Source organism: Kurthia massiliensis, assembly GCF_000285555.1.
GTDB classification, from domain to species: Bacteria; Bacillota; Bacilli; order Bacillales_A; family Planococcaceae; genus Kurthia; species Kurthia massiliensis.
Window position 1 is genome coordinate 145,992 of record NZ_HE611001.1, and the last position, 13,201, is coordinate 159,192.

At 35.2% G+C, this 13,201-nt stretch carries 9 protein-coding genes and 1 pseudogene; 2 read left to right on the top strand and 8 right to left on the bottom strand.

Annotated features, from left to right (window positions below; translation table 11 throughout):
* Positions 1–111 precede the first annotated feature (111 nt).
* Positions 112–1,635, bottom strand: coding sequence for a coproporphyrinogen III oxidase (locus tag KMHG_RS13575; protein WP_010290306.1), 1,524 nt, complete (start codon positions 1,633–1,635; stop codon positions 112–114).
* Positions 1,636–1,726: 91 nt separating this feature from the next.
* Here KMHG_RS13575 and KMHG_RS13580 point away from each other — a divergent pair, with 91 nt between their 5' ends.
* Positions 1,727–3,028, top strand: a complete 1,302-nt coding sequence (locus KMHG_RS13580) for a globin-coupled sensor protein (protein ID WP_010290308.1) — start codon at positions 1,727–1,729, stop codon at positions 3,026–3,028.
* Between the two features lie 181 nt (positions 3,029–3,209).
* Positions 3,210–3,674 (top strand): annotated as a pseudogene (locus KMHG_RS13585) (transposase); the annotation flags it as partial.
* Positions 3,675–3,774: 100 nt separating this feature from the next.
* Here KMHG_RS13585 and tnpB read toward each other — a convergent pair.
* The 7 genes from tnpB to KMHG_RS13620 form a co-directional block, all read right to left on the bottom strand.
* Positions 3,775–4,182 carry an IS66 family insertion sequence element accessory protein TnpB gene (gene tnpB, locus KMHG_RS13590; protein WP_261797382.1) on the bottom strand — a complete coding sequence of 136 codons (408 nt, stop codon included), beginning with the start codon at positions 4,180–4,182 and terminating at the stop codon, positions 3,775–3,777.
* A 173-nt stretch (positions 4,183–4,355) separates the two neighbouring features.
* A complete protein-coding gene (locus tag KMHG_RS18060) occupies positions 4,356–5,192 on the bottom strand; it encodes a class C sortase (protein WP_010290311.1) in 837 nt (278 codons plus the stop codon).
* On the bottom strand, positions 5,185–6,030 hold the full coding sequence (locus KMHG_RS13600) for a class C sortase (RefSeq protein ID WP_010290313.1): 846 nt from the start codon (positions 6,028–6,030) through the stop codon (positions 5,185–5,187). Before KMHG_RS13600 ends, KMHG_RS18060 begins: the two co-directional genes overlap by 8 nt.
* Before the next feature lie 308 nt (positions 6,031–6,338).
* Positions 6,339–6,515 carry a hypothetical protein gene (locus KMHG_RS19160; protein ID WP_154647380.1) on the bottom strand — a complete coding sequence of 59 codons (177 nt, stop codon included), beginning with the start codon at positions 6,513–6,515 and terminating at the stop codon, positions 6,339–6,341.
* 81 nt (positions 6,516–6,596) lie between these two features.
* A complete protein-coding gene (locus KMHG_RS13610) occupies positions 6,597–10,451 on the bottom strand; it encodes a prealbumin-like fold domain-containing protein (protein ID WP_010290315.1) in 3,855 nt (1,284 codons plus the stop codon).
* Positions 10,452–10,643: 192 nt separating this feature from the next.
* Entirely contained in the window at positions 10,644–12,404 is a 1,761-nt protein-coding gene (locus KMHG_RS13615) for a SpaH/EbpB family LPXTG-anchored major pilin (RefSeq protein WP_010290316.1), read from the bottom strand.
* A gap of 533 nt (positions 12,405–12,937) precedes the next feature.
* Positions 12,938–13,201 (bottom strand): transposase (locus KMHG_RS13620; RefSeq protein ID WP_010290318.1); only part of this gene is annotated, 264 nt, incomplete at its 5' end.

A 13,201-nucleotide genomic window follows, 5' to 3' on the forward strand; every position in this document is an offset into this window, starting at 1 on the left:
GTATATTCAAGGTTATTGTAGCAAATTATTCATCAAACGCTCAAAGGCCGTACACCCTAATTCAAAAAAAACTGCAACGACAGTCTTCATGCCTTTACAGTATTTGTTCCCTTATTTCTGTACCTTTTTACCATATAATTCATTTAAAATTTCAATTTTTTTCTCAATCGCATCTTCGTACGTCATAATGTACGCGGCTGGTTCTTTCGGATTGTGGTGTTGGGTAATGCGACCTGTTTTTGCATCAACGAATTTACTAGACGCACCACAACCGATACCGATAATCGTTTGTACTTCTTCCATAATGACGATGTTATAAATACTTTCCTCACCTGGTTTTGAATACCCGACATTTTCTAAGTTCCCTAAAATATTCTTTTGGCGGTATAAGTAGTACGGTGTGTACCCATGTTCATCTGTCCATTCATGTGCACGATGCATCATCGCTTCTGCTGTTTTACGGTCTGCAACTTTATATTTATCACGGTTATGTGTCATTTCTGACGCACGCTTGAATGATAGTGTATGGACTGTTAAAGATTCTGGCATCATTTTTTCAGATTCTGCTAATGAATGCTCAAATTCTTCGATACCTTCATTTGGTAAGCCGATAATTAAATCCATATTAATGTTGTTCATACCTTCTTCACGTGCTAACCAAAATTTATCAATCGTTTCTTGAACAGTATGATGACGACCGATTGCTTTTAACGTTTCATCTGTATACGACTGTGGATTGACGCTAATGCGATCGATGCCCCATTTGCGTAATACCGCTAATTTTTCAGACGTAATCGTATCCGGACGACCTGCCTCGACGGTTACTTCGCGAATCGTTTCTGGGTGTGGGAATGCTTTGTACATCGTTTCATAAAGCGCATCCATTTCATCTGCTTCGATTGACGTCGGTGTACCGCCACCCCAATAAATCGACGTAATTTTCATATCGTTTTCTGTTAGCCACGCGCCCATACGTTCTAGTTCGATGTGTAAACCATCTAAAAACGTATTGACGCGACCTTGTTTACGGTTACTTTGGATCGCATATGCTGGGAATGTACAATAAGCACATTTCGTCGGACAGAACGGAATACCGATATAAATACTTACTTCTTCTCCGATCGTATCTAAATCAGGAATCGTACGTAATTGCACAGCGACGATTCTTTCTAATAAATCGATTTTTTCATGTGACAGACGGAATTCTGTTACGAGCTTTTCACGAATTGCTTCTTTTGAAAGCCCTTCTTTACGGAATTTATGGTATAGCTTCGTCGGACGAATCCCCGTTAAAATGCCCCATTTTTGATGCATATCCGTTAATTGTTCTAACGCTTCTAATAAGACGTATGATACGGCGCGTTTTAAGCGAATATTTTGCTCACGCGGTGTTCCTTCTGTGTCGTAAGCTTGGTCGAATGACGTATGGAATGTTGCACCTGTCGCTACATCGATTAGCTCGCATGTCGCGTGTACACCATAAGACGTATCCGTTTGATATGTGAATGTCGCTTTTAAGTCCACTTCTTGTTCTTTTTTCGCAACCTTTGAATCTTCAAAAAATAAATTGGCAATATGCGTGATTGTGCGCACCCAGTCTTGTGGATACTGCTCATTTAACGCGATCAGTTTCATATTTGTTAAGTCAACTTCTTTCATTTTTGTTTGAATTAATAAAAATATAGGTATAAGTAAATAAAATTATGAAAAAAGGTGGTTTTTTATTATGTTCTTTCTCACAAAGAAAAGACCTACGATAGATGATTCTATGGAACTCCATATTGAGGTCGAAATACCCAATGTAACGATCGCTTCGAATTTACAACGTGATATTTATACACAAATCGAAATGATCGATTTAACAACACGTGAGCTAGCAATTTTGCGTGTGATGCGTCCCGTCTTAAAAGAAAATTTAGCAACACTCGTTGAAAATTTCTACGGAAACTTACAAAAAGAACCAGCCTTACAACGCATTATTCAAGACAATAGTACGTTCGATCGTCTCAAACAAACATTATCAAAACATGTCGGTGAAATGTTTGATGGCGTTATTGATGAATCATTTGTCAATAAACGGCAGCGCATTGCGTCCGTTCATGCACGTATCGGTCTAGCACCTAAATGGTATATGTGTGCTTTCCAAGATTTATTGAACAGCTTTTTTCATATCGTCGAAAACATTCCGTACTCAGTCGGCGAGCGCTTCAACATTTTAAAAGCAATTTCTAAAATTTTAAATTTAGAGCAACAAATCGTACTCGAACTGTATGAAAATGAATACGAACGTGCACTCATGCAAAAAACAGAAGCGCAAACGACGATCGTTCAGTCGGTTCGAACGAATTCCTCTGCGCTCAGCGAAGTAGCCGCCGAAACAAACGATGCGATCGTATCGATTGCCGACGTATTAGAAGCACTCAAAAAAATGTCAGACCATAACAACGCTTTATCGAACGAAGTTGTACAATCTGCCAATGAAGAGCAACAACGATTATTAACTACTGAAGAAAATAGTACAGAACTTCAACAAACGATGCAACTAGTTAAGCAAGATATCGATGAATTAAATGACTTAAATCATCAAATTAATGACATCGCTAGTTTAATCGCAAATATTGCGAGTGAAACGAATTTATTATCGCTCAACGCGTCAATTGAAGCAGCAAGGGCTGGTGAACACGGTAAAGGATTTGCCGTTGTCGCCAGTGAAGTGCGGAAGTTATCCGAAAGTACGACGAAAGCAGTCGCTACCGTTAATGAAATCGTCTCTAAAAGTATTCATAAAACGAAGCATATCGCCGAAGCATCGTCTTCATTAAGCGCGCTCGTCGAAACATCGAATGAAGATATTCGCACGACAGCAACGTCTTTCGAAACGATTGCAAAACGTATGGAAGCATTACGCCAAAGTAGCGATACGTTATTTAATAGCGTAGACGACTTAAACGCGAACATCACAGCGATTCAACAAAACACTGACCGTATTCATACCGCTTCTGTCAATTTAGTGGCGGAATGTCAGTAATGAAAAATTTTACATTTCATTTAGGAGGCTGGGACAAAACCCTAGCTAAAGAAAGGACTTCGGCATTTTCATTTGCCGAAGTCCTTTTTATCTGTAATTTTTTTGTCTTTGTATAGAATAAAAAGAACTCCTTTTGATAAAATTAAGTTACCACACCAAACCACCCAAAACGAGACTCTTTATGTATAAAAATTATAACATGAATCAACTAATATTACCGCTAGATTTAGAAGTGAGATTACAAAAAAATGATATTGCCTTTCATATTCACCATCTCGTAGAAAGTATTCCGAGAGAAGCTTTCGCTCCTTTTTATCAAGAAAATGGCTGTCCGTCCTATCATCCCAAAATGATGCTTAAAATTATACTGAGTGGTTATACGCAATCGGTCTTTTCAGGCCGACGTATTGAAGACTTAACAAAAGATAGTATTCGCATGAAGTGGTTAGCACAAGGTTATGAACCAAGTTATCGCACAATCAATCGTTTCCGAATCCATCCACAGATGCAAGAATTACTGCGCCAATGTTTTATCCAATTCCGTTGTCAGCTTGTCGAAGAAAAGCTAATTGATCAACAAGCGATTTTTGTTGATGGTACAAAAATTGAGGCGAATGCCAATAAGTTCACTTTTAAATGGAAAAAATAGAAGAAACTCATATTAAATATTTTTATTAAGAATGTATAACACGTCCTGAGGCTTTATGAAATAGTGTTTGATAGGCAATGACCTTACTCGATTCGTCTCAGCTATCATTATTCAAAATAAATGAATGTAACGTATCATTCAGTGTATAATAAATAAGAAAAGGAGACATTATGGACAGCTCTTCAAGCAACCAGCGTAGTTCCTGTTGCGTTAAGTTCCGCACTTGTTCCTCATCCTTTGGCCATTGCAGTCGACCGTGGTCTAATCGTTTATACAGTAAAGCAAATCCATCACAGTCAAAATATAAACATTTATAACGATCGTATTTCCAACCTGAAAAGAGGAAAACTGCTTCACTATACGGATTAAATTTGAATGTATCTTGCACAAGTGCTGCTAACCCATCAATCCCTTTTGGCATGTCCGTTCGACCGCATATGATATAGATTTGTTTTAACGGTGCTCGGTCCGTTGAAGGTTTGGATGGAGTTGACTCCAGGTGCACTGGAACAATCTATACTTTGATGGTTGGCACAAGAAACACACCTCCTTTGAGTTGATACATCTATCGTACCGGGAGGTGCGTTTGGAAAATATGCGTTATTTGATTATGGGGTTGCGTTTAATTTGACAATTCAAGACACAAAAATAGTGCAGCACTCTGTACAAATTCTTTGACTAGTCTACACTTTTATATTGCAATAAACATACGCAACTAATTAATAGTAGGATTCCCACTATAATGACTTTAAAATTAAATTTTTTTTCTATTTTTTCTATCGTTTGCGTCGTATGAACTACGTTAATGTTGCCCTCTTCGTCCGCAACATTTTTTTCTACTCTTTCTCCATAAACCATTAACCGCTCCGTACCAATTAAATAAGGTGTACATGTAAATAATGTTACTAAATCTTTACCTGGCTGAATTTTTAATGATGCTGTATTATTGGGCTCATTCACTTTCATATCGTATATTTGATAATGAAGTTCACCGCTGAAAGTTGTTATTAAAAAAACATCTCCTACTTCAAGCTTATCAAAATGCTGAAACATTTCCTTCGTCGCCATACCACGGTGTCCAGCTAAAACTGTGTGATTCCCTTTTTCCCCTACTGGAATTGATGACCCTTCTAGCATCCCTACGCCAATGCCTAATTGAGCTTCGGAAGTTCCAAAGTATATTGGCTCCACTAACTCCAGTTTCGGGATCGACAATATTCCGATGACTTCATCACCAAAAATATTTTTCTCACAAGACTCTTCTACAAAGTTTAACGCTCTTGACTCGAAGGGATCCTCTAAATATTTATTTTGCTTTGTAATCGATTCGTTACACTTTTTAATACTGTCCATCTGTTGTTCTGCATCAGATGGAACATTGTCCTTTTCTTGATACGCCAAATATTCCTTTGATATTTTGATAGCATCTATTTTATTCACTTCTCTAACAGCGTAAGGATACAATATAAAACAAATACCTACTATTAAAATCAATCCGCCAACAATATTACGCATCTTGTTTGTTCCTTCTTTTACGTCGATATTTCATATACAGTAAAATACCGAGAATAATTACGATTAGTGCTAGTAAAAGTCCCCATTTCATGAACGATGCATTATCTTTTACAGTTTCTTCTTCCTGTACTTCAGGTGGTTTTTCTTCGGCTGTAAATGGAGTTCTTTCTCCTTTAACTAATAATCGATGCGTATTGATCATGTATGGATCGCACGTAACAAGAGTAATCAAATCCTTGCCCTCTTCTACCGTTAGTGTACTTGTTTCATTTGGCAGAACCCTTACAATATCGATTACTTTATAGGCTAACACTTCATCTAATACATGTATGTAAAACGTATCCCCTTGGGCCACCTTGTCTAAATGACGGAACATTTCTGCTGATGGTAATCCTCTATGTGCCGATAAAATAGCATGCGTACTCTTTCCGCCTACTGGTAACGATGAATTTTCTAAATGTCCTACCCCTTTAGATAAAGACTCCTCTGATGCTGATGGATAAATAGGCAATTCGATATCAATAACAGGAATTTCAATTGAACCGATAATTTCACCAACATTTAACGTACTATAAAAACCCGAATTATCGCTCGCATTTTCAGTTGTACTAAATGGATCCCCTACCATTAAAGCTTTATCAACATTTTCACTATTATACTTCTTAGCGTTTTCTTTCATTTCATTAAGCTCTTGTTCTGTTTTTTCACTAATTTTTTGTTCATACTCATTAATAATCGTTGCTTGAGTGCCTGACATATATATATTACTTATTATAGGATACAAAAATATTGTTAAACCTATTAAGAAAATACAAACCGTCATTACATTACGTTTCATTTTTGCATCCTCCTGCAAATATTACACTTCAATCATTATTTTACGATACCGAGATAATAGGTTTCACTATCATGAAAACTACGCCTGTAAAACTAAAAATGTGAAATCACATATGTAACTTCACATCCCTAACAATTTTCGCTTGCAATAATCTATATTTTTAAGCTTTAATGCTATAAAGCTAATTTTAGGTACATTAATTTTCGATAATAAGTCTAAGTAAAGCTTACAGTTATTTAAGGAAAGTAGCTGCGATAAGCCAATCGTTACCTCTTTCACATCAACTTTGCTGAATTCAAATGATTTTTTTATATTTTTATATTTACGTCTTTTTGTATTAAAGACCCGTCAAGATTTAAATCGAAATTCATCTCATTTTTACTTTCGTAAAAATATTTATTTTCAACGAACTTAATGTCTTTTAATGTCACTGAAATTATATTTGTTACACGAACATTACTAATTTCATATAATAAGTAGTCCATTTAAAACTGTCTCCTATATATATAAGGAGATTCCTTCAACATAGAATCTCCTACATATGTCACAAAAATATCTTCTAGCAATTATCGACTTGCTTTATTTTTACGAGCCGTCAAAATTATAGCCATTAAAATGAACAGCGCCCCTACTAAGTAGAAAATAAGTGTACCTAGACCGCCTGCTTCAGGTAAATACCAACTATTTTTTTCATTTTCAACTGTAATACTCACCTTATCAGTTGTTAATACATCGACTTTAATAGGTTCTTGTAACAGCTTATAGCCATCCGGTGATTTTACCTCTACAATTTCATAATGACCTAAGGGTAAATTAGTAAACGTAATTTCACCATTTTCGTCTGTCACTACTTTTGTAATCGGTAATGCATCGTCACATCTTTCATAGACTTGATCGGCATTTTTACATGTTAACGGATAAATTTCGAACTCAGCACCTTGTAACAGTTGTCCTGTTTCCTTGTCTATTTTTAAAAGCTCTATATCCGATGTATGACTTTCAAGTACAACACCTACACGATTAGGCTCTACTGGTAGTAAACCGTTTGCTGTTACAGCAAAGGAATTCCACGCAGCACGTTCTGCTGCTGGCACACTTTCATTTAATAAAGCACTATCATATGCTACATTTTCAGCTTTGGCGTGAACTTCAAAGGTAATATCTTGCCCTTCAAGCCATTTGATGCCTTCCTTCATAACGACCTTAAAGCTATGAATGGTAGACCAGTCAGTAATTTGATTTTCAGTTAGCCAAGTGGCTGTCTCTGCACCTGCCGGATCACTATAAGGTGAGCTACCTGTTGGATAGTCAACTAAACTGTATAACTCGCTGCGACTAGGGTTTTTAGACGTACTATACAGCACATCTACTTGATTTTGCCACTTCGTTCCTACAAATGTAATCGGTCCTTTTAAAGTCACCTCAAATTGACTATCTCTATTCACATTATCAGTAATCCCTAAATCACCGACAGTAGGTAAAACATCTAATAGCATAAATTCATGAATAACGTTGCCAGAAATGTTTGTTAAGTTAAAACGATAGCTTACGTCGCTTCCTGGCTTTGTACGCCCAAAATAAGAATAGCCTTGATCTAGTACACCTTTCACTTCTTTGACAATTTGGATATTGTCGTTTTTAATAATGGCATACTGATTGCCCGATTGTACACGAGATTCTGTACTATTACCGTTATTATTTAAGTCTGAATCGTCTACAAAAATTTTACTGTTAGTAACAACATCATTATCTGATATCTCGGTAGTGAAATTCGGATTGGCAGCATATCCATTTACTTCTAAATTAATGATACCATGTGCTTCCTTCAAGACCTCTACACCGAAGCTCGCTGCAAAGTACGCATTAGGACTTAAATTATTCTCATCAAACGTAACTTTAATATATTGCTTTCCATCTTTAATACCTAAAACTTCTATAGAACCAGATTGACTGTTTCCTAAAAACATTTCTTTTGGATTGTCTAATATACGAACGCCTTCTGGTAATACAGCGACTAGCTCGACAGGTCCTTTTACATGCTCTAACGAGGAAACTATGTTATCAAATCTAACTTGAACTCTATTTTTTCCTCTAGAAATATTCGAGTTGTTATAATCCTGTTCATCATCATCGACAAATTTTATGCTCGTACTAACCGTTGGATTCATTTCCGTAAACTCTACAATGTCAATATGTCTATCCTTTACGGTAATACTCCCAGAATCTAAATTATTATCATTTATAGGTCGCCATGAAATTAGCTTTCCATTATTTAATTCCATATCCACTTTTATACTATTAGTAGCTCTTCCTAATGACCCTTCATATATTGAGAAATGAGGATAAATATGCGTAGCCATTTCTCCTGAGGCATTTTCATAAGTAACTCTATATTCCTGTACATGATCATTAGTTTTTTTACCATAGTTACTTAAATCTAATTGCGCATAACTTTTCACATAAGGTTCCGTTACTTTATATTTCTTTTGCCATACACCATTAATTTTTAATTGAATATATGTGTCTGGTAATTCATCAAAGAAATACATCGTTTTCTCATAGTCATAATCAGAATATGGCATACCTAATGTAATACTTTCTAAATTTAATTTAGTATCAATTGTTTGCGTAATGGTAAGATGCTTATAACCATAATTCAGTACATCTGGATATGGATAACCTCTCTCATTATTAGGTATAAAATAGTCAGAGTTGTCAATACTTACATAATATCCTGCTGGAGCAATCATATAGTAAATATCATTCTTGATTTTGGCAGCATCTGTTACGACAGGAATCGTTCCTAAATTATTTCTCCAGTAGTCTTGCGTACCGTTAAAACCATCTAAAGCGCCACCAAAATAACCATATAGATAGCTACCACTTGACTCCTCAGTTTCTGGAACTGGTATAGCAATCAATGTCGCATCATAACTTTCAGCAGTCTTTATCGTTGGATTTAAGTCCGTTGATCCTAAAGTTTCTACATAAGCCTTACCATCATTTTTCACATACATAGAGTCATTCGTTAAACCTTTTTTGACTTTTAAAATAATCGTTAGCTCTTTTTCAAATAAATATTCACTGGTATTATTTATTTGTTGTTCAAGCGTTGGTGCATCAAATAACCAAGTGACTTTATTATTCGTAGTATCATATTGTCCTGTAAAGCCAGCAGGTTGAATGTTATAGTCGAATTCAAATTCTTTCGGTAGTAAATCTTCTACTTTAATTTGACTGTTTTCTTTAATATATGTTAAACCGGCTGAAGTTTTAGGGACTGATACATGTAACTTCCAAACTGTCAGTGAACCTATAGTAGCTATATCTGAACTAATAGTCGCTTCCCCATTCACATTCTTTTGTACCCCTACATATTGTTTCGCTAAATGAATAGGCAAATCAGAAATGACCTTCGTTTTAGCGTCTACAGTACTAGCCTCTTCAGAGCTGTTTTTATCGAGTACAGTAGCACTTGCCGTCATGAAATTTTCACGATCAGCTACGATAGGTGTCAATCCATTCACCGGTACTGCATTCACAATAACTTTATATGATTGTCCAGCTGGTAATGAATCAAATGTGTAAACTAACGTGTTTTGTTGTGTATCATAAACTGGTTTTACACCATTAATGTTCAATGTATCGTCCACAACACCGTTTGAAATTTGTGGATAGTCAATCGGAAAATCTTTACTTTGAGGTAAATTTACAGTTAACTGAATGTCTGAATAACTTACTCTTGAACCTGTTACTTTAAAATCTAGCCTGAAATTAGCTGCTTTCCCAGATATAACTTTTTGTTGTAATGCTTCCATATAAATTTCTAAATTCGGTCCTGATAACTTGCCATCTTGATCCGTAATATCATCCATCGTTGTTAACGATGCTTGAACATCCGCTGTACTACTAGCCTTTTCTACAACTTCAGCTTGTTCACTTACTTCAACGTCACTATTAGCTTCCGTTTCCTCTGAAAGTTGAATTGTGTCATGATTTAAGTTGCTCATAATAAGCGCATTCGATGTTACTTGTTCTCCATTTATAAATCCTATCGCTTGTAGCGTATATGAATCTATATTTTGATCATTTATAAATTCAAATGAAACTTTTCCATTTAACGTGTTTAAAGCGACAATTTCAATAAGACGAGACGTTTCATCGTACGTTATATTTATATCTTCCATTTCGGATATAGCATCTGAATTAAATGAAATATTATTTGGTACTTTCATTTGAATTTTTTCAAAATGGACATTAGCCTTCCATTCTAAAAAAACAGTATTATTGTCGTCAGATGAAAGTAAAATAGTATTTTCTTGATTTGTTTCAGCAGCTTTTATGTTTAAACTAACAATAAAAAATTGCTGAAAAGTTAGTAATACGATCATGAATAATATTCCATATTTTTTAAAATTCATGTATCTTCCTCCTTTCGATGAAAATATAACAACATAATTTAAAACAAAGGTATTCGAGTAAAACTTGACATATCTACTTTGTAACAAGGATGCCTAAAACTTTTTCAATTGCTGCTTGCGCAACATATTACTAATTTAATAAAGGTTGTCCCGTAAGATTTCACTTATGGGACAACACCTGATTTATCTATATTAAGCTTGTGTAGTTACTTGTTTACGGCGTTTTAATACGAATAAAGCTAATGCCATTAACGCTAAACCTACAGCTGTAAATAATACAGTACCTAAACCACCAGTTTGAGGTAAGAACCAAAGAGATTTAGAGTTTTCTACTACTACTTCTGTTAAATCTGCTGAGTTCGTAACGTTTACTTCTTTTGGAGCTGTTAATAAACGATACGATTTTGTTTCACCATTTTCATCTACATAAGTAGGCGCTTTCGTTTCATGTAAATAATATGTGCCTTGATTTAAACCTTCGATGATTAACTCACCAGCTTCATTTGTTGCTAAGTTTTCTAAAGATCCTGTAAATGCAGTGCCATTCACTTTAACAGCAGCATTAGCTGTTACTACATTTTCACCAGCTTTATCTGTAGTTAATTTGAACTCTGCACCTTTAAGTTTAATCGTGTTGTCAGAAGCATCTACTTTAATAATTTTCATACCACCTTCAGAAGGTTTAACTGTTACAGGTGGTGTAGTTGGAGGGTCTGTTGGATCCTCTGGGTCTGGATTTTCAGGGTTTGGTGGATTATTTGGATCCACTGGCTTTGTTTCAATGCCGTGATTATTATCGAATTCTAAAATCGCATAGTTAGGAATTGTCTCTACTGCAGTACCTGGTTTAATTTTTGAATCAAATGAAATAACAATTTGTTCAACACCTTTTAATAAAGTTAAATCATTTACTGACCATTGTAATACTTCTTTACCTGCAGCATTTGTACTATGAGTAAATTTAATGTTTGACTCATCTGTACCTTTTACAGTCCAAGAATCTGTAACATATACTAAGCGTTCATCTAAAATATCCGTTACTTTATATTCTTTGTAATCTTGAATGTTAGCTGGTAAATCTAACGTTAAGTTGTACGTATATTCTGTATCACGATTTACGTCATGATGTGTTTTACCTTCTACGTCTTTTTCTATTTTCGGTCTCTCGAAGTTTTGTAAGCCTGTTTTAACAACAGTATCTGTTTTGTTCACTACGCCTTCTTCAACTACTACTGAACCTTTTTCAGCAATTGAAAAGTTAATTTCACTCTTGTCTAGTAAATGACCATCTGGTGCTTTCGTTTCAACGAAGTAATACTCACCATACTCTAAGCCATCTACATAAATTTTACCTTCGGCGTTTGTTACATATACGTCACCGATTTTTACTTCTGGTGTACCTTTTTTATATAGGGCAAATTCCGCACCTTTTAATGCTTCATTTTTTTCACCAGTTTTTGTTAACTCTACAGCACCACGAATTAATTCGTTTTTAGGATTCATTTCAACGTGATAGTTTAAGTTTGAACCTGTTGCATCCGTCATTGGGATATCAACTGTAAATACGTCTTTATTTAAAATTACATTTTTAGGACCATCTGTTTCTTGCACTTCATAGCGACCAAGCTGTAAGTATTCATTTTTTGTAAAAACAATTTTACCGTCAGCATTTGTTACGCCCGTAATAGGTTTAGCATTCGCTACTGCTGTCCATTTATTAGTTGATGGATCGTAAGAGTGTGTTTGTTTTAAAGTAAACTCTACACCAGGTAGTCCTTCATTAGCATATTCACCTTTTGAATCTTGTTTAATTTTATTAATCGTTAAACTGTAGTCGTTCGGACTTCCAGTTACTGTAGCAGCATTTGCCACAGATACGTAAGGTGCAATTAACATCATAACCATCGCTAACATAGCGACTATGTTAATTGATTTTTTGTAAATTAGTTGCATTTATATTCCTCCATTCTTATTGTAGAAGGAATAGTATGTATAAAAATGACTAAAGCTCAAAATTAGGTGATTTCAAATAGCTTTTTTAATACTAACGAAAGCATATTTTTAACTCGCAAAATAATTCATAAGGTAGAATATGTGAGAAAAACAGTTTTTTAGCAATTTTGAATAAACATCCAAAACAAATAAGAACTATTTCACAATCTAAAAACATTAATTTCTATTAAGTATTAAAACTAAATCATAGATACTATTCCTTTTTACTCTCAAAGGTGTGACCCTTTAATAATTTCAATCTTAACAACTCCTACTTTTTTTACACTCCTTTAATTTTATGGGCTAACGGAAAAAAAAATGACTCCTCACACAAGTGACGTATAATGCTCGGCGTTGACGTAGCATTTTAGCACGCTCCCATATGCTTAAAAGTTTACAATCTATTAATTACTTTATTTAATCAAGTGAAAATCGTCGGCACCGTCAATAATTTTGTGTAAATGGCTCAATCCAAAATTGATAGATCGTCACATTTAGCGATCAAACATCGCTTCTAATTCGGCACGTGCTTGGTCAAAACCGAGATGATAACGTGCGAGGAAACGTGTGTTGTAGTCATTTAATTGTGAAACGAGGAAGCGCTCCGGGGATGCTTCGTTCGGAAACTGTTCCTTACGTTTCGTATATTTTTTCAGCTGTTTATTCACCGATTCAATCAAATTCGTTGCGTAAATAATACGGCGAATCGACTGTGGGAAAGCGTAGAACGTTAAAATGGCATCGCCTTTGACCATTTT